Origin of the sequence: Corynebacterium tuberculostearicum (assembly GCF_030229345.1) — a bacterium.
Classification (GTDB): Bacteria; Actinomycetota; Actinomycetes; order Mycobacteriales; family Mycobacteriaceae; genus Corynebacterium; species Corynebacterium tuberculostearicum_G.
Genome location: NZ_JASPGP010000001.1, coordinates 228659 through 253734 on the forward strand (window position 1 = coordinate 228659; position 25076 = coordinate 253734).

Here is a 25076-nt window from a genome sequence, read left to right on the forward strand (position 1 = left end):
GGGGCTTGTGCACGACCGAGCTATGGCCTAGACGGCATCGTCTTGTGCGGCGTTGGGGTAGGGGACGGGGTTGGCATGCTGCTTGCCGGCGTCGGTAGGCGCTGCGGGCGCTTGCTCCACGGCTCCTGCAGCCTGCTCCGGTGGAATATCCGGGGCTTCCTGCTGGACTTTTTCCCCGTTGAGGAAGGGCTTTAGGGCCTCGCGGATCATTGGCATTGCAGATTCCGCAAAAGCATTGGTGATGTGGTGCATGTCGCGGTAGACCATCGTATTGCCGATGATGACCGGGCAGTCACCATTGGCATCGCAGAACCACGGAGCGGTATCAATCGAGAGCATATTCTGGTACTTCGACAGCACGACTGCACCGGGGTCATAAGGCTGGTAGACCTGTTCAAAGCGCATGCCGCAGCCGTAGGCATCTTCGGTAGCGACGTAGCACTCATCAAACTCGCGTGGACGGCCTTCCTCATCGAATCCCCACGGGTTATCGCGGAAGCCCAAGAAGGGGATATCGCGTTCGGCCAATTCATCCCAGAATGCCTGGTAGCCGGCGGGCACTGCATCGGGGCCGGTGCCATATTCATTTTGCGGGCGCGTGGTATTCGAGATAACCAAGGCCGGATTGGCCTCTTCGATGCGATCCATGACCAGCTTGCCCCACTCGGCGCACTCTGGGGTCACGGTGACATCGTCACCCAATTCAATCGGGCAGCCCTGGCGCAGCAGTGGAACTAGCTTAAAGCCCATTTCCTTGCCTAAGCGGTCCAGCGGGGCAGAATACTGCTCCGCGTGGGAACCGCCCACCAAATAAACTTCCTTCTCTGCGTTGAGGTCACCGAAAATGCAGGGGGTCTTTCCGTCCTTGCGGGTTTCGAAGAAGAAGTCAGCAGGCTGGCTATCTGGTACGAAGCACCAATTTGTCGCTACTGGTGGCTGGATGCCGCCGGCCAGAATCGGATCAGGCTTGACCTCCAGGTTATCCGGCGGGGTGATGTCGTTGATGAACGTCGTTGCGCCGGGGTAGAGGGCAGGGTCCAAAAGCTCCGCATCAGCATCATCAAGGGTGCGCATCCACAGTGGCTGGACAGCCAAGAGGCCGACAACGGCCGCGGCGACTACAACGCCACCCACACCGCGAGCGGCACCGGCGGGTTTCTGCAAGGTCGACAGGCCCTTGCGTACCGGCAGGTCCTCTGCCGTGGGGCGCTTGCGATGCTGGCGCAGGGGCTTCTCCAAAAAGCGGTGCGTGAGGTCTGCCAACAACAGCGAAATGGCGATAATGATGACGCCCAACCACCACGACGGGGTTTCTTGACCCAGGTAGGACGTGGACAAAATGAGCAATGGCCAGTGCCACAGGTAGAGCGGGTAGGCTACATCGCCCAGCCAGCGTGCCTGCTTGGAAGCCATTGCCTTGGAAATCTTGCCACCGCCGCCCAAGATAATGAGCACGGCGCCGCCTAGCGGCAAGAGGGAAAGCGGGCCAGGATACGCAGTGGTATCCGCAATGATGGCACCAGTAAAGATGAGCATCAAAAGGCCCAGACCAGTAAAGAGGTCATAGAGGCGGGCCGGAATCTTCCAGGAGGAACCGTAGATGGCCAGTACCGCGCCCAAGGTCAACTCCCAAGCGCGCGACCAGGTGGAGTAGTAGTTCTCCGGGGTGCCGTAGAGACCGTGGCGCGAAGCATAGGCGAAGGAGGCAATGGTGATCACGATGAGGATCGGGCCAGCAATCTGGTTGACCGTGGGGAAGCTCCGCTTGCCCAAAGGTTGCTGCTGTGGCCGGAACTTCATGATGGCAGCCAAGATGAGCGCAAAGGCAATGCCCATGATGTAGAACTGGCCCTGCACAGCCATGGACCACATGTGCTGAAGCGGTGAGGTATCAGCCGCGGCCGCCGTGTAGTCGGCGTTTTGTTCCGCTAGCTCCCAGTTCTGGTAATACAGCATGGTGGCTGTGATCTGCTGAGTGAGCTCGGTGCGCATGAGCTGCGGGGTGAAGACGCGCACCAGAATGTAGGTCACGCCGATGACCAAAACCAAGCTTGGCACCAGGCGCCGCAAGGTGCGCCAGATGGGCCACCATGGGTTCAGCGAGGCATTAGGCTTGCTTGCGTAGCGCAGCTGGGAGCCCAAGAAGAAGTAGCCGGATAGCAGCAGGAAAACGTCGACGCCGCCTGATACGCGTCCGACGAATACGTGGTAGATAACTACTAGGCCGATGGCAATACCGCGCAGACCATCAAGGTCATAGCGGTACCGGAAGTTTCGCGGTGATTCTTTAGTCATAAACTGTCTTTTCGTGCGCCTTTGCCTGGATGGCGGGGCGGAAGGCGCGCCATACATATGAAACGAAATGTCTATATTCGGCCCTTAAGGGTACTCTGCTTCACTATCGCAGGCATAACGAACCTGCGTGCGTGGCGTAGTAATTTTTGAAAATGCAGCTACTCGCGCTAAAATATCCCAGGTTATCTACTCGGATATTCTGAGCTAGATAAACTGAAGAACGTAATATTCTGCGTAGCACCGTTCCCGTCTACGGTCGGCCGGTATGTCACGCGCAGATAAAATCCAAGGGTTGAACCGGCGCACAACCTAGTGCGCGTCTGTACTGCCCAGTGACTAGTAAAGGAGCCAACATGGCTGTCAAGATCAAGCTGCAGCGCCTGGGCAAGGTCCGCGCTGCTGAGTACCGCGTTGTTATTGCTGATGCCCGCACCCGTCGTAACGGTAAGGTCATCGAGAACATCGGTATCTACCACCCGAAGGAAGAGCCTTCCCTCATCCAGATCGATTCCGAGCGTGCACAGCACTGGCTGTCCGTTGGCGCACAGCCAACCGAGCCGGTTCTCGCTCTGCTGAAGGTCACCGGTGACTGGCAGAAGCACAAGGGTCTGCCGGGCGCAGAGGGCACCCTGAAGGTTGCTGAGGAGAAGAAGTCCAAGCTGGAGATCTTCAACGAGGCACTGGCTGAGGCCAACAACGGCCCGACCATCGAGGCCATCACCGAAAAGAAGAAGAAGGCCAAGGAAGAGGCTGAGAAGAAGGCTGCTGAGGAAGCTGCTGCTGCAGAGGCTGCCGCTGCTGCCGCCGGCGAAGCTGACGCCGAGGCCGAGGAGAAGGCTGAGGAAGCTTCTGAGGAGTCCGCAGAGTAATCTGCCTCCCTTGCTAAGCGCAAAGCGCTTCTAGCTTCGGGCCCCGCCGCTACGATCACTGGTCGTAGTAGCGGGGCCTTTATGGTTGGGGGGAAGCACGCCGGCACACGATAGTGACCGCGCACGCTCGTCCTTGGCGGGGCTGCGTACGCGGTCGCTACTGGCGGTGACGCGCTAGGAAACTTGCGGCATCCATGTCGGGGATATGTCAGTTCGCCTTTAGTTCTGTGGCTTGTAGTTGGAGTAGCGGCTGTAGACGTTAGAGGGTTGCTTAAAGTCCATGCCGCGCATCGCGCCTGCAACAACCGGTGTGAAAAGCTCGAGGATCTGCTCGCGTGGAAGCTGCGACATAGGGCCGTTGATAGCAAGCACGGTAAATCCATGAATAGCCGACCAGGCCAGCAGAGCATTCTGCAGGAAATACTTAGGGTCAGTGGTATTGTCCAGTGCTTCCGCGTGGCGGGACAACAGGGCAAAGAAATCGCGAATCTGCTGTAGATGATCCATCTTCGGATCATCTTCCGTATTGGGATCTACGCCAAGCATGAAACGCAGCGCCTTCCATTCCAGCATGCAGCGGAAGAAATTGGTCTCATCCATGGCAAACTCGAGGTAAGCGTAACCAATCTGCATCAGGTGCTCTGGAAAATCTAGGCCCTCTGCAGTCTCGGTAGTCTCGTGTAAACGCCGGACCAACTCATCGGTGGCAAGTTCAGCGACCTTATCGTGCAGTTCTTCTTGGTCCTTGAAATGGCGGTATGCAGAGGTAGGGGACACTCCTGCTTCGCGGGTTACCGCACGGACGGTGATGGCATCGGGGCCATTTCTTTTGCCCAGTTGAACCGCGATACGGAGCAGCTCATCGTGGAGGTTTCCATGATGGTAGGGCTTATTGTGCGTTTCCATAAAACTCATTTTATCAACAAAACCTATGTACGTATAAATTATTTAGTCAGCATGGTGAGCAGCAAAATTGCGGGGGTAGAAGGGTCGCCGCTCTCGCTTGTGGCCTCGACTTTATGCACCTCATATGCAGGAAGGTGCACGATAGAGCCGGGGGTAAGCGTGATGGTTTCACTGCCGTAGCTGAAGTCAAGCTCACCGCGCAGCGCCTGCACGGTGATGGGATGTGCGGCCTTGTGATCGGGCAGAGACTGTCCTGGTGCGAAGCTAAAGAGAATGAGGTTGGCACCATCAGCGCTTAAGACGCGCTGTACGCCCGGGCGCGGGCGGTGCGGATCGGTATCAGGCGCGATGTCCAGCAGGTTTAGCGCGGACATGACGGAATCCTCACCTGAGTGAGAAGCCGCGCCAAACGTGTCCGGGGAGTTGGTCGGTAGATCGCTCATGAGCCCACCTTAACGACAATAAGACTCAAATTCTGGGTTTGCTTTCCAAAGCGCCAAAATTCATGACTGACAAGGGCAAAGAGGTCTGTGTTGTAGACTTTCCGCTATGGAATTGATGATTGGTCGCGTGATTAAATCGCACGGCGTGAAAGGTGAAGTCGTAGTCGAGGCCACTACGGATGAACCGGAGGTGCGCTTTGCGGTAGGGGAAGTTCTTCAGGGCACGCAGGGCAAGAAGGAGCACACACTAACTATCAAGGCGGTCCGGAGCCATAAGGGAAGGCTGCTCGTTACCTTTGAAGAGATCAAAGACCGAACAGTGGCGGATAGCCTACGTGGTACCAAGTTCTTTGCCGCTCCGCTCGACAGTGATGATGATGGCTTTTATGACCACGAGCTGGAAGGCCTTCGCGTACTTCTGGCGGGCGAGGAGATCGGTGAGGTCACATCGGTCATCCACGGCGGAAGTCAAGATTTGTTGGAGGTAAAACTCGACAACAGCAAGGAGGCGCTCATTCCCTTCGTGCATGCCATTGTTCCTGAGGTGAACCTAGAGGCTGGAACGTGCACCATCGATCCGCCGGAAGGACTGCTTGACCTATGAGGCTTGACGTCATCACCATTTTTCCGGAGTACCTGGACCCGTTGCGGCATGCGCTTTTGGGGAAGGCCATTGAACAAGGTCGCCTTGAAGTAGGTGTGCACGATCTGCGGCAGTGGGCTACGGATGCGCATAAGTCTGTCGATGACTCGCCGTTCGGTGGTGGCCCTGGCATGGTTATGAAGCCAGAAGTTTGGGGGCCGGCGCTCGATAGCGTCGCCACGCGGGAAAGTGCGCCCAACCTAGAATCGGCGCTGCCACACCTAAACCGTCCGCGCCACGATGAATTAGAAGGGGTTAAGGCACAAGCCTATGCGGTTGATGCCACGGACGATGAGGATAGCGACCTCCCACTGCTTATCGTGCCGACGCCAACCGGAAAACCGTTTAGCCAAGCGGATGCGCGGGCGTGGTCCAATGAGGAGCACATTGTTTTTGCCTGCGGGCGTTATGAGGGCATCGATCAGCGCGTGGTGGATGACGCCGCTCGACGCTACCGCGTGCGCGAGGTTTCCATCGGCGATTATGTGTTGATCGGTGGGGAAGTGGCAACGTTGGTGATTGCTGAGGCAGTAGTGCGACTCATCCCCGGCGTGCTGGGAAATAAGCGCTCTCATGAGGAAGATTCTTTTTCTGATGGTCTCTTAGAAGGCCCGAGCTATACCAAGCCGCGGGAGTGGCGTGGCCTAGCCGTGCCGGAGGTGCTCACCTCAGGAAACCACGGTTTGGTAGACAAATGGCGGAGGGAACAGGCATTGCTGCGCACGTGGCAACGCCGTCCCGAACTTTTGGAGGCAGCTGAGCTCGATAAGGACGACAAGGCCTTCATCGCGCAGTTGGAACAAGAAGCCAACACCCAGGGTGAAGGCTAATGGAGGTAAGCGCTGACCTCTCGGTACTCCTAGTAACCCAGGAGTGGGCGAAAAGCCTCGAAGCATTGCCAGAGACGCTGCGTGCACGGGGCTTTGAGCCGCTTAGTATTTTCACTCTTCAGGTAGCGGAGGAAAGCTCGGAAAGCAGCCCGCTAGCGCAGGAGTATCGCTTCAAGAGCGGTCAGTGGCCACAAGGAATACCGGTGTGGCGGCTCATCGTGAACGGAAAGACCACGCAGCCCCTGGCCACGGTGGCTTCCTCGGTAGCAGACTGCTTGCCGCCGGCAGCCTCGTGGGTAGGCAGTGCGGAAATCGGTTTTACGGAGATGGGGCTTGGTGCCCCGGCGGTGTGGCGGGCGGATTCTGGGTTATAAGCGGAATCTGGACAATTATTTAGCGCTTTTTCATGCCTAAACTGCAGCGCATATGCCTTCTAAGGTTATAGTGAAGGGGACATTCCCTCTAGATTCCTATTCCCAAGGTGGTCCCTGAATTATGACGGCTCCCAATGGCAATAACTACGGTGGATATAACCAGCAGCCGCCCCAGTACAATCAGCAGTATTATTCCCAGCCGCAGCAAAGCGGTGGCGTAGGCGGCGCCACCATCGCGGCAATTACCGCAGCAATTGTGGCGGTCATCGCGGTGGCCGCCATGGTCATCATGTTCGTGACCAATAACAAGGATGATGCATCGACTAGCGCGGCCGCCGATAGTCAATTCCAGCAGGCTGATGCCAATAGCGGCTCCGGCTCCGGATCTAGCAAGCACTCCGGTTCCTCGTCCAAGGACGATGCTGAGGATGAGGATGAAGATTCCAGCCCGGTCACGGTGACCAAGACTAAGGATGCTCCAGCTCCAGCGCCGGCACAGGCAGCGTCTTCTGGCAGCAGCAATGGGCACTCTTGGAGTGACTTCACTAGCTACTATCCAGCTACCAGCAAAACCTCCAGCGGTTTTGCCAGCAACGTCTATACCGCGTTTATGAATAACTGGGTCGCCGGCGGCGGAACCGGCGCTACCTTGAGCGTCTACTCGCCGGCCACCGGTGGTACCTACACCATGTACTGCTCCGGCAGCTCCTCGCGCGTTTCCTGCTCCGGCGGCGATAACGCCCGCGTGGTTATCTACTAAGAGCGCGCCGCAGCAACCTCCTTTCCCTTACTGGGAAAGGAGGTTTTGTGCATCTAGGGGGCGTCGGCAAGCGAAGGCAGTGGAGGGGCCGTGCGGTAAATTGGGTGGGTCTAATCCCAAACCTCGAGAAAGAGTGAGGAGACCACGTGAATATTGCGGCCACTATCGCCGCCGAGCTCAACGTCAAGGAATCGCAGGTTTCTACCGCGTTGCAGCTGCTTGCGGAGGGCAACACAGTGCCCTTTATCGCCCGCTACCGCAAGGAGGCCACCGGTGGGCTGGATGACTCCCAGCTGCGCACCATTGAAGAGCGTGCGAATTATTTAAAGGAGCTACAGGAGCGCAAGGAGACCATCCTTGCGGCGATTGAAGAGCAGGGCAAGCTTAGCGACGCCCTCAGGGAACAAATCCTTGCCTGCGAGACCAAAGCGCGCCTAGAAGATTTGTATCTGCCGTATAAGAAGCGCCGCAAAACCAAGGCCGATATTGCCCGCGAGGCCGGCCTTGAGGAGCTGACCGATAAGCTCATTGCGGATCCCAACGCTGCTCCGGAAGAGTTGGCACAGGCCTTTATCACCGAGGGCTTTGAGGACACCAAGAAGGCCCTCGACGGCGCCCGCGCCATCTTGGTGGACCGCTTCGCGCTCGACGCGGATCTGGTGGGTGAAGTGCGCGAGCGTATGTTCACTGAAGGCTCCATGGGCGCGCACGTTGTTGAGGGCAAGGAAGCCGAAGGTGCGAAGTTTAAGGATTACTTCGATTTCAACGAGCCCTTCCACAAGCTGCCTTCGCACCGCATTTTGGCGCTGCTGCGTGGCGAGAATGAGGGAGTGCTGCAGCTGCAGCTAGATGCCGGCGATGACGCCGACTACGAGGACGCAATCGCCTCCCGCTTCGAGCTGGATCGCTCCTCCACGTGGCTTGCCGACGCCGTCCATTGGGGCTGGCGCACCAAGCTCTATATTTCCTCCAGCCTGGACGTTCGCATGCGGCTGAAAGAGATTGCGGAGGAAGGCGCGCTGAAGATCTTTGCCACCAATTTGCGCGACGTGCTGCTCGCGGCACCTGCTGGCCAGCGTGCCACCATCGGCTTGGATCCGGGTTACCGCAATGGTGTGAAGTGCGCGGTAGTGGACAAAACCGGCAAGGTGCTCGATACCGCCATTGTCTACCCGCATCAGCCGCAGAACCAGTGGAGCCAAGCAGTTCAGACGCTGTCGACCCTGTGCGCCAAGCATTCTGTAGACCTTATGGCCATCGGCAACGGCACCGCCTCCCGTGAGACCGAGAAGCTTGCCCAGGAAATTGCGGACCTTATCAAGCAAGCTGGGGGTCAGCGACCCACTCCTGTGGTGGTTTCGGAGTCCGGCGCCTCGGTCTACTCCGCCTCGCCGCTTGCGGCGGAGGAATTCCCCGACATGGATGTCTCGCTGCGCGGAGCGGTTTCCATCGCTCGCCGCTTGCAGGATCCTTTGGCTGAATTAGTAAAGATCGATCCGAAGGCTATTGGTGTGGGGCAGTACCAGCACGACGTTAACCAGACGGCGCTCGCCCGCACCCTCGATGGCGTGGTGGAAAGTGCGGTAAACGGCGTGGGCGTGGATCTCAATACCGCTTCCGTTCCGCTGCTCGAGCGCGTGGCTGGTGTCAATTCCACCATCGCCGCCAATATTGTGGCCTACCGCAATGAAAATGGGTCCTTTGCCTCCCGCAAGGAACTGAAGAAGGTACCGCGGCTTGGACCTAAGGCCTTTGAGCAGTCTGCCGGATTCCTCCGCATCAACGGCGGTACCGATCCGCTGGATTCCTCTGCCGTACACCCTGAGGCCTATCCAGTCGTCTCCCGCATCGCGGAGAAGACGGGCCTGGGTATTTCTGAACTTATTGGCAATACCCGCGTACTCAGCACGCTGGCGCCCGCAGACTTTGCGGATGAGACCTTCGGCATTCCTACGGTGACCGATATCATCGCCGAGCTGGATAAACCCGGACGCGACCCGCGCCCTGAGTTCAAGACCGCCACCTTTAAAGAAGGCGTACATAAGGTCTCCGATCTCACCCCGGGCATGATTCTTGAGGGCACGGTGACCAATGTGGCGGCATTTGGCGCCTTTGTGGATGTCGGAGTCCATCAGGATGGCCTCGTCCACGTTTCTGCCATGAGCCACAAGTTTGTTTCCGATCCGCACGAGGTCGTGCGCTCTGGCCAGGTGGTCAAGGTGAAGGTCATGGAGGTTGATGTGGAGCGCCAGCGCATCGGCCTCTCCCTCCGTTTGGATGATGAACCGGGGCAGCCGGCTCCCAAGCGCCGCGGTGATTCCCCACGTGGCTCCTCCAAGTCCGGCGGCAGGGGAGAAGGAAAGCGCTCCGGCCACAAATCTGGACGCGGATCCCGGGGCGGCTCGCGCGGCCGCACGGGTGGACCAAGCGGCACCGGCGGTGGCGGAGCCATGGCCGATGCCCTGAAGAAGGCAGGTTTCTAGGTTCCTTACGCTGCGGTGAGGAACCTTGGGCGGGGCGAGGAAGTTTGCAATATGAGGATTTGGTTCCGGCTGGCGTATGTGGAAAAATAGTGCACCGTTCTATGTAACGGGCACGAACCGGTTAGGCAGTACGCCGCTAGGGTCCTCTGTCCCAAATTGAAAAGGAATATTGGCATGTCCAACATTATTGACAAGGTCGATGCAGCACAGCTGCGCGACGATATCCCGTCCTTCCGCCCAGGCGATACCCTCGACGTTAACGTAAAGGTTATCGAGGGCAACAACGAGCGTGCACAGCTCTTCAAGGGCATCTGCATCCGTCGCCAGGGCTCCGGCATCCGTGAGACCTTCACCGTCCGTAAGGTCTCCTTCGGTATCGGCGTTGAGCGTACCTTCCCGGTTCACTCCCCGAACCTGGAGTCCATCAAGGTCTCCCGTCGTGGCCGCGTCCGCCGTGCGAAGCTCTACTACCTGCGCGATCTGCGCGGCAAGAAGGCTCGCATCAAGGAGCGTCGCTAGTACTAGCGCGCTGCGCGCCGGCTTCCCCTTGCACCCCACTGTGGGTGCAAGGGGAATTTTTCTTTGCCTAATTCCCTTCATCCCTATGCCGAGGGGGAAGGGGGCAAGCGAAAAGTTGGCTGTGAATCCCCCCTGCCGCGAGGGGGATAAGAGCGGAAGTCGAGCGTGGGGTTGCTAGGATCTAGCGCGTGAATAAAGACAGCATCTCGCAGGAACAGCCGCCAGAAGGCGAGGGGGCCCACCCAGTACAGGGCGACGCCACCCAGCAAGGCAAAGAGGCGACTAAGAAAAAAGATATGCCGTGGCTGCTGGAAACACTTCTGGTCGTGGCGACGGTTCTCGTGATCGTCGGACTATTCCAGAACTTTATCGGCCGGCAGTATGTGATCCCGTCGGGTTCGATGGAGCCGACCCTCCACGGCTGCGAAGGCTGCACAAATGACCGCATCTTTACGGAAAAGATCTCTTACTACGGTGACGGCGAGCCAGAACCAGGCGATGTCGTCGTATTCAAGGGCACCGAGGACTGGAATTCCAGCTACGTCTCACCGCGCTCGTCCAATCCGATCATTCATGGCGTGCAGGATGCGTTGAGCTTCGTATCTTTGGCACCACCAGATGAAAACACCTTGGTCAAGCGTGTGGTCGCTACCGGCGGACAGACGGTGTCCTGCCAGGAGGGCGATCCTGCAGTCATGGTAGATGGCAAGCCCATCGAGCAAGACTATGTGCAAGACCCGCCAACGTACCCGGTAGATGAGTCGACCGGCTCGGAGGCCTGTGGCGGTCCGTACTTTGGTCCCGTCGAGGTACCGGAGGGCAATATCTGGGTGATGGGCGATAACCGTACTGCTTCGGCCGATTCTCGTTACCACATGACCGACAAGTTCCATGGCACGGTTCCAGTAGAAAACGTCCGCGGCAAGGTGAAATTCGTATTCTGGCCGTTTACCCGCATTGGTGGGGTCGATGACCCGGACATTCAGGAATAAGCCTTCCTCCCAACGCCTGCGCACCCGGGATTTTCTCATCCCCGTGGTGGCAGGCTTTGTCCTGCTAGTGCTCCTGCAGGCGCTGGTGGGGCGGATGTATGTCATTCCTTCTGCTTCGATGGAACCGACCCTGCACGGGTGTGCCGGCTGCAAAAATGATCGCATTGCCGTGCAAAAGGTCAGCTACTACTTCACGGACCCCAAGCCTGGGGAGGTTGTGGTTTTTGAAGGGCCCGAGTCGTGGAATAACGAGTTTGAGGTCAATCGCTCGTCCAATATTTTTGTGCGCGGCGCCCAAAATGCCTTGGCAGCTGTAGGGCTGCTTCCTAATGGGGAAAATATCCTGGTAAAGCGCGTCATTGCTACCGGCGGGCAGACGGTGAGTTGTCAGGCTGGCGACCCTGCGGTCATGGTGGACGGAAAGCCTATTGACCAATCCTTCGTCCTCGATCCGCCGGAGATTCCCGTAGACCCCAGCGTGGGCTCGCAGGAGTGCGGTGGCGAGTATTTTGGCCCGGTCACCGTCCCCGAGGGAAACCTTTGGGTGATGGGTGATAATCGCACCAACTCCCTCGATTCCCGTGCGCACTTGGGCGACCACCTGCAGGGCACCGTGCCGGTAGACAACGTCCGCGGGCGCGTCGAGGCCGTCATTTTGCCGCTTTCGCGTTGGGGTGGGGTGCAACACCCGGAAATCTCGCATGCGGCGGCTTAAGCAGCGGCGCACCTACGAGGTTGCATTGAGCAAGGCCGGTTTAGGCCCGGTGGCCGGCGTAGATGAGGCTGGGCGCGGTGCCTGCTGCGGACCGATTACCATCGCAGCCTGCGTCATGCCCGATCGGCCGATCAAGGAGTTGGTGCAGCTTACAGATTCAAAGAAGCTCACCCCCAAACAGCGTGAGAAGCTCTTTCCACTCATTAAAGACAAGGCTGTGGGCTGGTCTGTGGTGCATATTGGTGCGGGGGACATCGATAAGCGCGGCATCCAACACGCCAATATTTCCGGCATGCGCAGGGCGGTTGCGCGCCTGGAAGTGCGTCCGGGCTATGTGCTTACCGACGCCCTCTTTATCCCCGGCCTCACCCAACCCCACCTGCCCATCATCGGTGGCGATGCGGCCGCACGGTGCATTGCCGCAGCGAGTGTATTGGCCAAAGTTAGCCGAGACCACCTGATGCACGAGCTGGATGCGCGGTACCCCGGCTACGGGTTGGCCAGCCATAAGGGGTACGGAACCAAGGCACACGAGGCCGCAATTGCGGCGCTTGGAGCGTGCCCGGAGCACCGGATGAGCTATGAAAATGTCCGCCGCGCTCATGCGGAGTTTGCCGCGCGTGCCTAGCTAAAATCTAGCCTTTCTCGCGCTAAGCTAAAGCGAGCTAACCCACAACCTGGAGGTCCACCGTGAGTGCAGAGGAACTCGATAACTACGAGGCTGAGGTAGAGCTGTCCCTCTACCGCGAGTACCGGGACGTTGTCAGCCAGTTTTCCTATGTCGTTGAAACTGAGCGGCGCTTTTATTTGGCTAATGCGGTAGAGCTTATTCCGCATACCTCTGGGCCTGATGTCTACTACGAGGTGCGCATGTCTGATGCTTGGGTATGGGATATGTACCGCTCCGCGCGCTTTGTGCGCTACGTCCGCGTTATCACCTACAAGGACGTCAATATCGAGGAGCTGGATAAGCCGGAATTCATGATGCCGGAATAGTTTTGTCAAGCTGGCGCACGCGGCGCCGCGCCCTAGCTGTGGATAACAGAGGTGCAGAGCCTAGTTATCCACAGCTAGGGCCTTTTTGTTACTGCGTCCCTTGTGTAAGCCTTACCAGCTGCGGTGTTCTGTGCTGGCCAATGAATTTCCCAACGCACAAGGAAACCGCAATGCACTTTAATTCAGAACACCGCTTGGCCACAAAGAAGCCTCGTCATAAACAAGTCTTAGGTAAAAGGGGAGAGGCCTTCGCAGCGCGCTATCTGCGCGAGCGCGGGGCGGAAATCATCGCTGCCAACGTCTCTTATCGGGTGGGAGAAATCGACCTCATCGCCCGGGAACCTAACGGAACCATTGTCTTTGTTGAGGTTAAGACCCGCGCCAATTCCAACTACGGGGTAGCTGAGGCCGTAACCCCGCAGAAGCTCGCGCGCCTGCGCAAAGCCGCGGCGCAGTGGCTTGATGGAAAGCCACTGTCTGAGGTGCGATTCGATGTCATTGCCTTGGTCGCGCAGGGGAAAGGATTCGTGCTGGAACACTTCAAAGGGGTTGAAGATGGCTCTAGGTAATTGTTTGACCATGTCCCTCAACGGAGTTCTAGCCCAGTTGGTTGACGTGGAGGCGAACGTCGGTCACGGACTGCCGGGCATTCACGTTGTAGGCCAGACGGATACCGCAATCTCCGAATCCCGGGACCGGATCAAGACCGCAGCCTTTAATTCCCATCTGCCCTGGCCCAAGACCAAAGTGGTTGTTTCCATGTCCCCGGCTTCGCTTCCTAAATCCGGGTCCCACTTTGACCTACCCATAGCGCTGGCAATCCTCGCGGCACAGGCGGAGGCCGACTTCCCGTCTTTTGCCAGTACTCCCTCGCCCGCCCAACGCCTTGAGCGCACTCTAGTTCTTGGCGAGCTCGGCCTCGACGGCTCAGTTCGGTCTGTAGCAGGCATCATCCCCGCTCTTCTGGCCGCACGGGAACAAGGAATCACAACTCTCCTTGTTCCGCCTGGCAATGCCACCGAGGCGACTTTGGTGCCGGACATGGACGTACTGGTTGCTTCGTCGTTGAAGGAGGCTTTCGGCTGGGCCTGCGGTAATCGTGGGCTGCCGCAAGCTGGAAGTTTTTCGGGTTCCCTCAACCCCACGCCAGCGGCGGCATCGCGCCTCGACTTTAGCGATATTGCTGGTCAATCCAATGCGAAATGGGCTGCCGAGGTTGCGGCCGCCGGCGGCCACCACCTGATGATGATTGGGCCGCCTGGGTCAGGAAAATCCATGATCGCCTCGCGTCTGCCCACCATTCTGCCTACCCTTACCCCGGACCAGCAGGTCGAAACCACTGCAATTCATTCGCTGACCGGGACCCCAGGTGAGGTTATCGAGCGCGCCCCGTTCATCGCCCCGCATGCCTCGGTTACTCGGGCGGCATTACTTGGTGGCGGTTCCGGACATCCGCGCCCTGGTGCGGTGAGCTTGGCTCACAATGGTGTGCTCTTTCTCGACGAGGCCAGTGAGGTAGCCGCGCCGGTACTCGATGGTTTGCGTGCCCCGCTGGAGGAAGGACACGTGCGGTTGGCGCGCTCGCGCCGCGAGGTAATTTATCCTGCTCGCTTCCAATTGGTCATGGCAGCAAATCCGTGCAGGTGTGCGGCCGAAGATCCATCCAAGTGCAGGTGCAATCCGCACGAGCGCATGAACTACCTATCCAACCTCTCCGGTCCGCTACGAGACCGCCTGGATATGGTGGTCACGCTAACGGGGCAGGCAGCAACTATTAACGCAGAGGGCGAAGAGGAATCCGCAGTCATCGCCGAGCGCGTCGCCGCTGCCCGTGAACGTGCCGCCGCGCGCTGGTGGGCGGATGGCATTACCGCGCGAACCAATGGCGAAGTCCCTTCGTCCTATTTGCGCCGAAAGAGGCCAGCCGCCGAAGCCGCGATGGTAATGCTGTCCGCTTATTTGGCAGATGGCGAAATATCCCAGCGCGGAGTGGACCGCGTATTGAAGCTCTCCTGGACCCTGGCGGATCTAGCAGGAAAGGCGCAGCCGGATCTGGATGAAGTGGGGCGCGCGCTCGATCTGCGCGGCTCAATTAACGTCGGGAGGCTCGCGGCATGAGCGAACTCGACCTCTCTACTCCTTATGCCACCTGGGTATACCTCAACCGAGTGGTGGAAGGTCCCTCTGCGGCGTTGCAGGCCTTGCTTACGCAGTACCCAGCTGAGGAAATCGCCCACGGAATCTATCACCGTGCTGACTGGATAGGCCCGCTTTTGGCGCGCACGGCCTCTCGCTATGACTGGTTGCGGCAAGCCGAAGATATGGCGGCAGCCGAAAGGGTCGGGGCTCGGCTCATTACGGCAGAAAGCCCAGAGTGGCCCACAGAGGAGTTTGACTCTGCATTCGGCTTCTATCAGCACAGCGGGGAGGCTCCAGCTACTTTTGATGACCAAGCATTGCCACCGCATAGCCTGTGGGTGCGCGGTGCGCCATTGCAGGCAGAGGTTGCTCAAGCTGTAGCCATCGTCGGTACTCGTGCCATTTCCCGCTATGGCTGGCAGGCCACCCACAACGTCGTGTCCGGATTGGTTCAGCATGAATGGACTCCAATATCCGGCGGCGCGCTGGGGGTGGATACCGTCGCGCACGAAACAGCGTTGCACAACAACGGGCGCACGGTAGCTATAGCAGCGTGTGGCATCGATAGGGATTACCCAGCCCGCAATGCCAACTTATTTGCCAAGATTGCAGATAACGGCTGCATCGTTTCTGAATTCGCGCCGGAAACCGCGCCGAAGCGCCACCGGTTCCTAACACGGAATCGCTTAGTAGCAGCGCTGAGCCACGGCACAGTAGTTATGGAGGCCGCGTTTCGATCTGGTGCATTAAACACCCTTAACTGGGCAGAGGCGCTTGGGCGCGTTGCGATGGCGGTGCCGGGACCAATAACTACTAGCGGTTCGTTGGGCTGCCACCAGCGCATTCAAGAAGGCCGTGCACAGTTGGTTACCAGTGCCGATGAAATTCGCGCTTTAGTAAGTCGCGCCGGGGAAGTGGACCCAGGCGCACAGTACGAAATCAATTTTGCGGCAACCATGACCCAACGCCTCTCCCGCAATGAGTTGCGCGTCTTTGACGCGACGCCACCGCTAGGGCAGGAGAAAGCAACGGCTGAGGACATTGCCCGCGAAGCGGGATTCCGTTTACCGCTGACAGTTCACTTACTACTGGCATTGGAAAAGATGTGCGTTGTCGTCCGGCATGGCAATACCTGGGCGCGCCGGGAAACGGAATAAATGGCACCTGCGTATGGCGAGTACACTGCTGTGGCATGAGTGAAGATGGTAAGTCCGCGAAGGCTCCGAAAGTTGAGGGGCAGATGGCTGAGGCCATTGAGGACTTCGCGGATTTCCAACTACATGTCAAAGGCCGCGCAGAAGCGACGGTGCGCGGGTATCGCTCCGACTTGCGCGACCTTGCACGCAGCGTGCCTACCTTCGCGGAGTTTGACCTCAATAGCCTGCGCCAATGGTTGGCAGAGGCTGTTGCGGAAGGAAAATCGCGTTCCACCCTGGCACGGCGCACCGCGGCAGCGAAGGGATTTTCTACTTGGGCAGTGCGCGAAGGGCACCTGAAGCGAGACGTTGCTGCCCGCCTAGTAACTCCTAAAGTGGGTCGTCATCTTCCCACGGTTCTCGCTCCGGAGCAGGCCGGCGAGCTTATGGGCAATGCGGTCTCTGCAGATGAAGTCCACTTCCTTCGCGATAGCGCCATCTTGGAGTTGCTCTATGCCTCCGGTATGCGCGTGGCGGAGTTGGTCCGGCTGGACCTAGGCGATATTGATTTTCAACGTGGTACCTTGCACGTCACCGGTAAGGGCAATAAGCAGCGCGTAGTGCCTTTCGGGCATGCAGCGGAAGACGCCTTAAAGCAGTGGATTGACAAAGGCCGTGGAGAAATCGCTGCGGCCGGTACTGAAGCGGTTTTTGTTGGCAGCAGGGGAGGGCGCATCGATCAGCGCCAGGTGCGCCGCATTGTAGAAAAGGCCGCCAAAGTCACTGGTACACAGGGGCTTACCCCGCACGGGGTTCGCCACTCTGCCGCAACCCACCTTTTAGAAGGCGGGGCAGATTTGCGCGTAGTGCAAGAACTACTGGGGCACTCCTCGCTTAATACCACGCAGATTTATACCCACGTGTCCGCGCAGCGCTTGCAGCGGGTATACGACCAAGCCCATCCCCGAGCCTAAAGCGGTTTGAGGCGAATTACCGGCATATCCAGCAGGGTTAAAGGATCGATGTAGGTATCTTTGGCAATGAGTGCGCCCCAGTGCAGTCCGGGATAGCCATCGACGGGATTGCCTAAACGGCCTATCACTTGGCCCTCGCGGACTTCTTGGCCCTGCTTTACGGAGCCGCGCACGGGCTGATACGTCGTTCTCACTCCATCCGCGTGGGCAATGGAGACAACTGGTTTGCCAGCAACCGTGCCCACAAAGGCGACCTTGCCGTCTTCGGCGGCTACCACCGGTGAGCCCACCGATAGGGCCATGTCGACGCCGCGGTGGCCAGGGCTCCACTTTTGTTCTGGGGCGTTGAATCCGCGTAGTACCCGCGCCGGGCTAGGTTTGCCGGAAGCAGGGTCGACATAGGCCGTGGCCGGTGGGCAAGACAGAATAAGAATCGAAAGAAGGGTGAGGAAAGTGGTGGGGAGGAAGGTGGGGCGTCGGCAAGCGGGAAATGCGGAGGGGGAAAGAAACTGATTCATGGGCACAGTGTCCGCCGGAGGCAAGCGGTTGGGAAGTGAGTTCTCCATTTAGTTGTGGACAACTTGGGTTGCATGATGTGATTGAGTCGATTGTGACGATTGAGGCAAAGTGGCTGCGGCGAAGTTGTGGATAAGCTGACTTCGGTTTGGAAAAACCAGCGTAAGGGGATTATTCTTTGTGGCAGCAGTGTGTCCACCTCGTGGAGGCATTGACTACGCGCGGCGAAGTTGTCGCTTCCTGCTGGAAGGAAGAGACAGCCTGACGGTTGACGTGGTCCTTGGAAACAAGGTGTCAGCGGGGCCTTCGTTGCTAGGGTGCGGAATAAAACACCGCACAATTGGAAAACCGAAAGACAAGATAAAAGAAAGCGAGCGAATCATGGCAGTTGTAACCATGCGCGAGCTCCTCGACGCTGGTGTGCACTTTGGCCACCAGACCCGTCGCTGGAATCCGAAGATGCGTCGTTTCATCTTCACTGACCGTAACGGCATCTACATCATCGACCTGCAGCAGACGCTGACCTACATTGACGAGGCTTACGAGTTCGTCAAGGAAACCGTTGCACACGGCGGCACCATCCTGTTCGTTGGTACCAAGAAGCAGGCTCAGGAAGCAGTTGCTGAGGAAGCAACCCGCGTCGGTATGCCTTACGTCAACCACCGCTGGTTGGGCGGCATGCTCACCAACTTCCAGACCGTTTCCAAGCGTCTGAAGCGCATGAAGGAGCTTCAGGCAATGGACGAGCGTGAGGACGGCTACAAGGGCCGCACCAAGAAGGAAGTTCTCATGCTCAACCGTGAGCGCGCCAAGCTCGAGCGCGTTCTGGGTGGCATCTCCGATATGGCCAAGACCCCGTCCGCACTGTGGATTGTTGATACCAACAAGGAGCACATCGCGGTCAAGGAAGCTCACAAGCTGAACATCCCAGTTGTTGCCATCCTGGACACCAACTGCGACCCGGACGACGTTGACTTCCCGATCCCGGGCAACGACGACGCCATCCGCTCCACCAAGCTGCTCTCCGGCATCGTTGCCTCCGCTGTTGAGGAAGGCAAGAAGGCTCGTGAGGAGCGTCAGCTAGCTGCAGCTAAGGAAGCTGCCGGCGACTCCGCTGAGAAGGAAAAGCGTGACGCTGAGGCAGCTGCCGCAGCTTCCGACCCGGCTTCTGCGGAAAAGTCTGAGGAAGCATCCGCAGACAAGGCCGAGAAGTAGTCTTAACTTCTCGCTAGGAATCTTCCTTACCTTCGTTTAACTGAATACCCCACGCACTTTTGGTGTGGGGCAGCAAGGGAGTAATTCCTACCCAAGGCTGTTTACCAACCCCCGCCACCGTGCTTTAACGGCGGCGGGGGTTGGTTTTATCTATGCTGGGTTCTGCTGAAGCCAGCTCCACCTTTATGCAGAGGTGGGAAAGGGGTGGTTTCTGCCACCCTAAAGCGGCGCGATTTCACCGCGTCGACTACGCTGTTTGAACGAACACTGTTTGATTTTCAAGGAGGATCGCCCCAACTATGGCGAACTACACTGCTGCAGACGTCAAGGCACTGCGCGAAGCTACCGGCTCCGGCATGCTCGATTGCAAGAAGGCTCTGGAAGAGTCCAACGGCGACTACGACAAGGCCGTTGAGTACCTGCGCATTAAGGGCGCTAAGAACGTCTCCAAGCGCGCTGACCGTGAGGCTACCGAGGGTCTCATCGCCGTTTCCGGCAACACCATGGTCGAGATCAACTGTGAGACCGACTTCGTTGCTAAGAACGAGGCTTTCAAGACCTTCGCAGCCAAGATTGCTGACGCTGCTGCTGAGGCCAAGGCAAACTCCGCTGACGAGCTCAACAACATTGAGATCGACGGCAAGAAGGTCTCCGAGGTCGTGGACGAGGAGTCCGCAAAGACCGGTGAGAAGCTGCAGGCACGCCGTGCAGTTACCGTAGAGGGCGACAACGTTGCCGTTTACCTGCACCAGCGTTCCGCTGACCTGCCGCCGGCAGTGGGCGTTCTGGTTTCCTACGAGGGCAGCGAGGAAGGCGCTCACGCTGCAGCCCTGCAGATTGCTGCAATGAACGCTGAGTACCTCACCCGCGAGGACGTTCCTGCAGAGATCGTCGAGAAGGAACGCGAGATCGCTGAGGCCACCACTCGTGAGGAGGGCAAGCCAGAGGCAGCCCTGCCGAAGATCGTGGAAGGCCGCCTGAACGGCTTCTTCAAGTCCATCGTTCTGCTTGAGCAGGCTTCCCTGTCTGATAACAAGAAGACCGTAAAGCAGGTTGCTGAAGAAGCTGGCACCACCATCACCGGCTTCGTTCGCTACGAGGTTGGCGCTTAAGCCCACCGCGCTTTAACAACTAGCCCACGAAGGACTATCCTTCGTGGGCTTTGTTGTGCGCTCACCGTGCCGACTCGTGCGGATGGACAATCCGCAGGAAAGGGACCGGCACGTCGCAATTGCCTACTGGCCTGCACCGGCGGGCGGTGTGAGGATGCGAAAGATATATGGGTAAGATAGGGCGGAGATTGAAACTGCCCCGCGTTAAGGAGACGAAGTAGGCGTGACTGCCGCAGATATTAAGCGAACCGGATACAAGCGAGTAATGCTGAAGCTGGGCGGTGAGATGTTCGGCGGCGGCAAGGTCGGCATCGACCCAGATGTGGTTGAAAACGTAGCCCGCCAAATCGCCGAGGTCTCCCGCCAGGGAATCGAAATTGCAGTGGTTATCGGCGGCGGAAACTTCTTCCGCGGCGCGGAGCTTTCCCAGCGCGGCATGGACCGTGCTCGCTCGGACTACATGGGCATGCTGGGCACGGTAATGAATTCCCTCGCATTGCAGGACTTCCTCAAGCAGCAAGGCGTCGACTGCCGCGTGCAGACCTCCATCAACATGGCGCAGATTGCCGAGCCGTACCTGCCGCTGCGCGCTGACCGCCACCTGGAAAAGGGTCGCGTGGTTATCTTTGGCGCCGGCATGGGCATGCCGTACTTCTCCACGGATACCACTGCCGCGCAGCGAGCCCTGGAAATTGGCGCTGAGGTTCTTTTCTTGGCCAAGGCGGTCGACGGCGTCTACTCTGATGACCCGCGCACCAACCCGGATGCGGAACTGTACTCTGAAATCACTCCGCGTGAGGTCATTGAAAAGGGCCTCAAGGTTGCGGATGCCACGGCCTTTAGCCTGTGCATGGACAATGATATGCCAATTTTGGTCTTTAACCTGCTGGAGGAGGGCAATATCGCCCGCGCCGCAGGAGGCGAAGTTATCGGCACGCTGGTGCAGTCCTAATACTGTAAGGGCTGCGAACCTGCTACCTTTTTATACAGCCACCCCTATTCGTTTAAGGATGATTTAACCTCATGATCGATGAGATTCAGCTCGAAGCAGAAGAGCACATGACCGCTTCCGTCGAGCACACCCGCGAGCAGCTGGTGACCATTCGTACCGGCCGCGCGAACCCCACCATGTTCAACGGCTTGGTAGCCGAATACTACGGTGTACCTACTCCGATTACCCAGATGGCTACCATTTCCGTACCGGAGCCGCGTATGCTGCTCATCAAGCCTTATGAGCAGTCCATGATTCATGAGATCGAAAACTCCATCCGCAACTCGGATTTGGGCGTGAATCCCACCAACGATGGTCAGGTTCTGCGCGTGACCGTTCCGCAGCTCACGGAGGAGCGTCGTAAGGAAATGGTGAAGCTGGCCAAGAGCAAGGGCGAGGACGGCAAGATTGCTATCCGTAATATTCGCCGCAAGGCCATGGAGCAGTTGAAGAAGCTGCAGAAGGACGGCGACGCCGGCGAGGATGAGGTCATCGCTGCGGAAAAGGAAATGGAAAAGATTACTTCCGGCTACATCGAGCAGGTGGACAAGCTGGTAGAAAATAAGGAAAACGAGCTGATGGAGGTCTAAGACCTCCCATCATTGCCGCCGTGCCCGTCCCCGGCCGGCGGCGCTTTTTCTGTTCCGCGGCCTACAGATCCGAAGTTTGGAGTAGGGGAGGTCGAGCAGCGAAAGTTAGCGAGGGGCGCGAAAAGATGCAGCGAAAGGAGCAGGTCACGGTGAGTGAAGCCATAAACCGCCGATTGCCACAGCCGAAGAATGGTGCAGGCCGCGATTTGCCGGCCGCTATCGGCGTTGGCGTAGGCCTTGGCGCACTTGTCGTGCTCGCCGTATGGGCCGGCCCACTCGCGTGGTACGCGGTCGTGGCGCTTGCAGTTGGCGTTGCCATGTGGGAGGTACTCAGCCGCCTGCGAGAGCATTCCTATTATATTCCGCGCACGCTGCTCATTATTTTGGGCCAAGCCATGGTGTGGGTCTCGTGGCCACTGGGCGCGCCCGGCCTTGTCGCGGTCTATGTCACCGCTGTGCTGGCGCTCATGTTTGGTCGCCTCTTCCATAATGGTCGCCATCGCCCGCCAATTAACTACCTGCGGGATATGTCCGTCGGCATTTTTGTCCTGACATGGATTCCGCTTTTTGCCACCTTCGCAGCAATGCTGTCGCTGGTATCGACCCCGTTTGCCAGTGGTGCCGCTTCCATCGTCGTCTTCATGTTGTGCGTGGTGGCCTCCGATACTGGTGGCTATATCGCTGGCGTGATGTTTGGCTCGCATCCCATGGCCCCTGCGGTGAGCCCCAAGAAATCGTGGGAGGGCTTTGCTGGGTCCATCCTCTTTGGCGTGGTCACCGGCGCGCTTACCGTGAAGTTCCTGCTCCATCACGATGCCTGGGTGGGCGGCCTGATGGGGCTTGGCCTTGTCATTTGCGCCACCTTGGGTGACTTGGTGGAATCCCAGTTTAAGCGTGAGCTCGGAATCAAGGATATGTCGGCTCTGCTGCCAGGACATGGCGGCTTGATGGACCGTCTGGATGGCATGCTGCCTTCCGCCATGGTTACCTGGGTGGCCATTAGCTTCCTGGCTACGTTCACACCATAGGAGCAGTGGGTACGCAAAAGCCGCCTCTCCCCAATAGTCCTTCCTAAGAAGGCAGGAAAAGGGGAGAGGCGGCTTTTTAAGACCTATACCTGCTGAGCTTGCTTGCGCAGCTGGCGGCGCAACTCAAACATGCGCCAGCCACCCACCAGCGCCATGATGAGTGCTCCGCCAATGGCGAAGATGAGGAAAGCAATTCCGGCTGGGAACTCACCGGACCAGCCTAGGAAGTTCATGGGAACCTCGTGTTGGTTTTGCATGATGAAAACAATGAGAACAATCAGCAGCAGGAAACCTACGATGAGCGCGATCCATGTGCTGGCTGCGAAAGATCCCTTGGCCTTGCCGGAAGGCTGGGTGGAGCGAGAAGTAGAGTCAGAGACCGTCGGCTCTAGGCTAGAACCGGTTTCCGGTGCAGAAGTGTTCATCTCCGTCGAGGAGAGGTCTGCGTCGGAAGAAGAAAAGTCATCTGCGGGGTAATTCGGATTTGTCATGCATCCATTATTTCTTTAAACCTGTCGATTATGCCACTTGGCACGGCTTTCAATTGGAAAAACCCACGCAGACCGTGGAAAGATGGGCAACACTATGGCTCAACCAGTGAAACTTAACTTCTCCGCCCCGCGCCGCGGACTTCCCCCCAAGCACTTCGCGGACCTGACCGAAACCGAGCGCATTGACAAGCTCGCAGAAATTGGCCTACCTAAATTCCGTGCAAAGCAGCTGGCTAAGCACTATTACGAGCACTATACCGACAATGTGGAGGATATGACCGATATCCCCGCCGGCAAGCGCGAAGCAGTTAAGGAAGCTTTCTTCCCTGAGCTCATGAAGCCTATCCGGACTACTTCCACGGATGATGGCGAGACCACTAAGTCCCTGTGGCGTTTGCATGATGGCACGCTGCTGGAGTCGGTTCTGATGCGCTACCCAGGACGCGCTACGTTGTGTATTTCTTCCCAGGCCGGCTGCGGTATGGCCTGCCCGTTCTGCGCTACCGGCCAGGGCGGTCTGGACCGTAACTTGTCTACGGGCGAGATCGTTGAGCAGTTCCGCCATGCTGCGGCCGCAATGGCGGCAGAAGGCGGCCGCCTGTCCAACGTGGTCTTCATGGGCATGGGTGAGCCACTGGCCAACTACAAGCGCGTGGTGCAGGCCGTACGTCAGATTACTGGCCAGGATGGTGCCGGCTTTGGTCTTTCCCAGCGCAACGTGACCGTGTCTACCGTGGGCTTGGCTCCGGCAATTCGTAAGCTGGCGGACGAGGATTTGGCCTGCACGCTCGCCGTTTCCTTGCACACTCCGGATGATGAGCTGCGCGATGGTCTCGTGCCGGTCAATAACCGCTGGTCCGTCGATGAGGTGCTCGATGCTGCGCGTTATTACGCGGATAAGTCTGCTCGCCGCGTGTCCATTGAGTATGCGCTGATTCGCGATAAGAATGACCAGGATTTCCGCGCGGATATGCTGGGCCGCAAGCTGCATCAGAAGCTGGGCTCCAAGGTTCACGTCAATGTCATTCCGCTCAATCCCACGCCGGGCTCGGAGTGGGATGCAGCCCCGCAGGACCGCCAAGACGAGTTCGTGCGCCGCGTGCAGGCCCAAGGCGTTCCTTGCACGGTGCGCGATACCAAGGGCGATGAGATTGCGGCAGCGTGTGGTCAGCTCGCAGCCGATGAACGGGAAGATAAGTCCGCCTAACTGATAAGATTGGCGGATATGATTATTCCGAATTATCCGCCGCTTGCAGATGACCCCACCACGCAGGCCTTTGCCGTGCGCGGTCTGAATAAATCTTTCGCTGGACGCCCCGCGGTGTCGAATTTGAGCCTCGACATCCCGCGGGGCTCTATTTATGGCATCGTCGGCCCTAATGGCGCTGGCAAGACCACCATGCTGACCATGGCGTGCGGTCTGCTGCGGCCCGATAGCGGTGAGGCGTTCATCGCTGGGCATAATACGTGGCAGGAACCGATTGCGGCCAAGGCGGCGATGGGCCTGCTCATTGATGGTGCTCCCGTCTTTGACCGCTTGTCTGGCCCGGAGTACTTGTTCTATTTAGGCGCTTTGCGCAGCATGAACCAGGCCGAGGTGGAGCACCGCAGCGCACAGCTGCTGGACGCCTTGCAGCTTGCCGACGCCGCCGATAAACCCATCGCGGACTATTCCGCCGGCATGACTAAGAAGATCCTTTTGGCAGGTGCGCTCCTGCATAACCCAGAGGTAGTGATCCTCGACGAGCCTTTGGAAGCGGTGGACCCAGTCTCCGGCCAGCTCATTCAGGAGCTCTTGCGGGCCTATGCCGCCCGCGGTGGCACCGTAATCCTGTCTTCACACGTCATGCAATTGGTAGAAGGCTTGTGTGATCATGTGGCCATTATCGCGGGAGGACAGGTGTTATCTGCTGGCCACGTCGAAGAGGTGCGCCAAGGCGGTAGCCTGACGGATGCCTTCATCCACTTTGCCGGTGGGAGTGACTTTGACGCGGACTCTTTCGATTGGCTGCGCCGTGAAGGCGGCAAGCCGCAGCGTGGGGACGGGGAGGCGTAGACG

Annotated in this window: 27 protein-coding genes; 22 read left to right on the forward strand and 5 right to left on the reverse strand. The window is 58.4% G+C overall.

Annotation, left to right across the window (positions count from 1 at the left end; all coding sequences use genetic code 11):
- Positions 1–27: 27 nt before the first annotated feature.
- Positions 28–2295 (reverse strand): acyltransferase family protein, encoded by a 2268-nt coding sequence (locus QP884_RS01050; protein ID WP_284820244.1) that lies wholly within the window; start codon positions 2293–2295, stop codon positions 28–30.
- Positions 2296–2648: 353 nt separating this feature from the next.
- On the opposite strand from QP884_RS01050, the gene rpsP reads away from it, so the two are divergent.
- Complete coding sequence (rpsP, locus tag QP884_RS01055; protein WP_005325261.1) at positions 2649–3164, forward strand: 30S ribosomal protein S16; 516 nt, start codon at positions 2649–2651, stop codon at positions 3162–3164.
- 219 nt (positions 3165–3383) lie between these two features.
- On the opposite strand, the gene QP884_RS01060 is transcribed toward rpsP, so the two are convergent.
- Entirely contained in the window at positions 3384–4070 is a 687-nt protein-coding gene (locus QP884_RS01060) for a TetR/AcrR family transcriptional regulator (RefSeq protein WP_284820245.1), read from the reverse strand.
- 38 nt (positions 4071–4108) lie between these two features.
- On the reverse strand, positions 4109–4513 hold the full coding sequence (locus QP884_RS01065) for a cupin domain-containing protein (protein ID WP_150851172.1): 405 nt from the start codon (positions 4511–4513) through the stop codon (positions 4109–4111).
- 106 nt (positions 4514–4619) lie between these two features.
- Here QP884_RS01065 and rimM point away from each other — a divergent pair, with 106 nt between their 5' ends.
- The 14 genes from rimM to QP884_RS01135 all read left to right on the forward strand — a co-directional run bounded on the left by rimM (position 4620) and on the right by QP884_RS01135 (position 17074).
- Positions 4620–5117 (forward strand): ribosome maturation factor RimM, encoded by a 498-nt coding sequence (rimM, locus tag QP884_RS01070; protein ID WP_239228116.1) that lies wholly within the window; start codon positions 4620–4622, stop codon positions 5115–5117.
- A complete protein-coding gene (gene trmD / locus QP884_RS01075) occupies positions 5114–5986 on the forward strand; it encodes a tRNA (guanosine(37)-N1)-methyltransferase TrmD (protein WP_284820246.1) in 873 nt (290 codons plus the stop codon). Before rimM ends, trmD begins: the two co-directional genes overlap by 4 nt.
- Positions 5986–6360, forward strand: coding sequence for a hypothetical protein (locus tag QP884_RS01080; protein ID WP_284820247.1), 375 nt, complete (start codon positions 5986–5988; stop codon positions 6358–6360). Before trmD ends, QP884_RS01080 begins: the two co-directional genes overlap by 1 nt.
- Positions 6361–6481: 121 nt before the next feature.
- The gene (locus tag QP884_RS01085; protein ID WP_284820248.1) at positions 6482–7120 is read left to right on the forward strand and encodes a hypothetical protein; all 639 of its coding nucleotides are present in this window, start codon (positions 6482–6484) and stop codon (positions 7118–7120) included.
- Between the two features lie 146 nt (positions 7121–7266).
- Entirely contained in the window at positions 7267–9603 is a 2337-nt protein-coding gene (locus tag QP884_RS01090) for a Tex family protein (protein ID WP_284820250.1), read from the forward strand.
- 174 nt (positions 9604–9777) lie between these two features.
- Complete coding sequence (rplS, locus tag QP884_RS01095) at positions 9778–10122, forward strand: 50S ribosomal protein L19 (RefSeq protein WP_005325245.1); 345 nt, start codon at positions 9778–9780, stop codon at positions 10120–10122.
- Between the two features lie 188 nt (positions 10123–10310).
- Positions 10311–11114, forward strand: a complete 804-nt coding sequence (gene lepB, locus QP884_RS01100) for a signal peptidase I (protein ID WP_284820252.1) — start codon at positions 10311–10313, stop codon at positions 11112–11114.
- Complete coding sequence (gene lepB / locus QP884_RS01105) at positions 11092–11829, forward strand: signal peptidase I (RefSeq protein ID WP_239228376.1); 738 nt, start codon at positions 11092–11094, stop codon at positions 11827–11829. The genes lepB (QP884_RS01100) and lepB (QP884_RS01105) overlap by 23 nt, the downstream gene beginning before the upstream one ends.
- Positions 11816–12457, forward strand: coding sequence for a ribonuclease HII (locus tag QP884_RS01110; RefSeq protein ID WP_284820256.1), 642 nt, complete (start codon positions 11816–11818; stop codon positions 12455–12457). The genes lepB (QP884_RS01105) and QP884_RS01110 overlap by 14 nt, the downstream gene beginning before the upstream one ends.
- Positions 12458–12519: 62 nt before the next feature.
- Positions 12520–12825 (forward strand): DUF2469 domain-containing protein, encoded by a 306-nt coding sequence (locus QP884_RS01115; RefSeq protein WP_005325239.1) that lies wholly within the window; start codon positions 12520–12522, stop codon positions 12823–12825.
- Between the two features lie 170 nt (positions 12826–12995).
- On the forward strand, positions 12996–13394 hold the full coding sequence (locus QP884_RS01120; protein ID WP_284820257.1) for a YraN family protein: 399 nt from the start codon (positions 12996–12998) through the stop codon (positions 13392–13394).
- The gene (locus QP884_RS01125; RefSeq protein ID WP_284820259.1) at positions 13381–14943 is read left to right on the forward strand and encodes a YifB family Mg chelatase-like AAA ATPase; all 1563 of its coding nucleotides are present in this window, start codon (positions 13381–13383) and stop codon (positions 14941–14943) included. The genes QP884_RS01120 and QP884_RS01125 overlap by 14 nt, the downstream gene beginning before the upstream one ends.
- Positions 14940–16121: a DNA-processing protein DprA gene (dprA, locus tag QP884_RS01130; protein ID WP_150850565.1), complete on the forward strand. Its 1182-nt coding sequence runs from the start codon at positions 14940–14942 to the stop codon at positions 16119–16121. Before QP884_RS01125 ends, dprA begins: the two co-directional genes overlap by 4 nt.
- A 35-nt stretch (positions 16122–16156) precedes the next feature.
- Positions 16157–17074 carry a tyrosine recombinase XerC gene (locus QP884_RS01135; RefSeq protein ID WP_239228372.1) on the forward strand — a complete coding sequence of 306 codons (918 nt, stop codon included), beginning with the start codon at positions 16157–16159 and terminating at the stop codon, positions 17072–17074.
- Here the strand turns inward: QP884_RS01135 and QP884_RS01140 are convergent.
- Positions 17071–17592, reverse strand: a complete 522-nt coding sequence (locus QP884_RS01140; protein WP_284820261.1) for a M23 family metallopeptidase — start codon at positions 17590–17592, stop codon at positions 17071–17073. The genes QP884_RS01135 and QP884_RS01140 overlap by 4 nt on opposite strands.
- Before the next feature lie 379 nt (positions 17593–17971).
- Between QP884_RS01140 and rpsB the strand changes: the two genes are divergently transcribed.
- The 5 genes from rpsB to QP884_RS01165 all read left to right on the forward strand — a co-directional run bounded on the left by rpsB (position 17972) and on the right by QP884_RS01165 (position 22526).
- Positions 17972–18805 (forward strand): 30S ribosomal protein S2, encoded by an 834-nt coding sequence (gene rpsB / locus QP884_RS01145; RefSeq protein ID WP_005325233.1) that lies wholly within the window; start codon positions 17972–17974, stop codon positions 18803–18805.
- A 299-nt stretch (positions 18806–19104) separates the two neighbouring features.
- Positions 19105–19917, forward strand: a complete 813-nt coding sequence (gene tsf / locus QP884_RS01150; RefSeq protein ID WP_005325225.1) for a translation elongation factor Ts — start codon at positions 19105–19107, stop codon at positions 19915–19917.
- Positions 19918–20182: 265 nt separating this feature from the next.
- Positions 20183–20869, forward strand: a complete 687-nt coding sequence (gene pyrH, locus QP884_RS01155; protein ID WP_023027755.1) for a UMP kinase — start codon at positions 20183–20185, stop codon at positions 20867–20869.
- Positions 20870–20940: 71 nt separating this feature from the next.
- Positions 20941–21498, forward strand: a complete 558-nt coding sequence (frr, locus tag QP884_RS01160; protein WP_005325221.1) for a ribosome recycling factor — start codon at positions 20941–20943, stop codon at positions 21496–21498.
- Positions 21499–21623: 125 nt separating this feature from the next.
- The gene (locus QP884_RS01165) at positions 21624–22526 is read left to right on the forward strand and encodes a phosphatidate cytidylyltransferase (RefSeq protein ID WP_284820263.1); all 903 of its coding nucleotides are present in this window, start codon (positions 21624–21626) and stop codon (positions 22524–22526) included.
- Between the two features lie 83 nt (positions 22527–22609).
- Here the strand turns inward: QP884_RS01165 and QP884_RS01170 are convergent, their stop codons facing one another.
- Positions 22610–23017: a LapA family protein gene (locus QP884_RS01170; RefSeq protein ID WP_284820264.1), complete on the reverse strand. Its 408-nt coding sequence runs from the start codon at positions 23015–23017 to the stop codon at positions 22610–22612.
- Positions 23018–23099: 82 nt separating this feature from the next.
- Here QP884_RS01170 and rlmN point away from each other — a divergent pair, with 82 nt between their 5' ends.
- Both rlmN and QP884_RS01180 read left to right on the forward strand, forming a co-directional pair.
- Complete coding sequence (gene rlmN, locus QP884_RS01175; RefSeq protein ID WP_250410035.1) at positions 23100–24224, forward strand: 23S rRNA (adenine(2503)-C(2))-methyltransferase RlmN; 1125 nt, start codon at positions 23100–23102, stop codon at positions 24222–24224.
- Between the two features lie 18 nt (positions 24225–24242).
- Positions 24243–25073, forward strand: a complete 831-nt coding sequence (locus tag QP884_RS01180; RefSeq protein ID WP_284820266.1) for an ABC transporter ATP-binding protein — start codon at positions 24243–24245, stop codon at positions 25071–25073.
- The last annotated feature ends 3 nt before the right edge of the window (positions 25074–25076 follow it).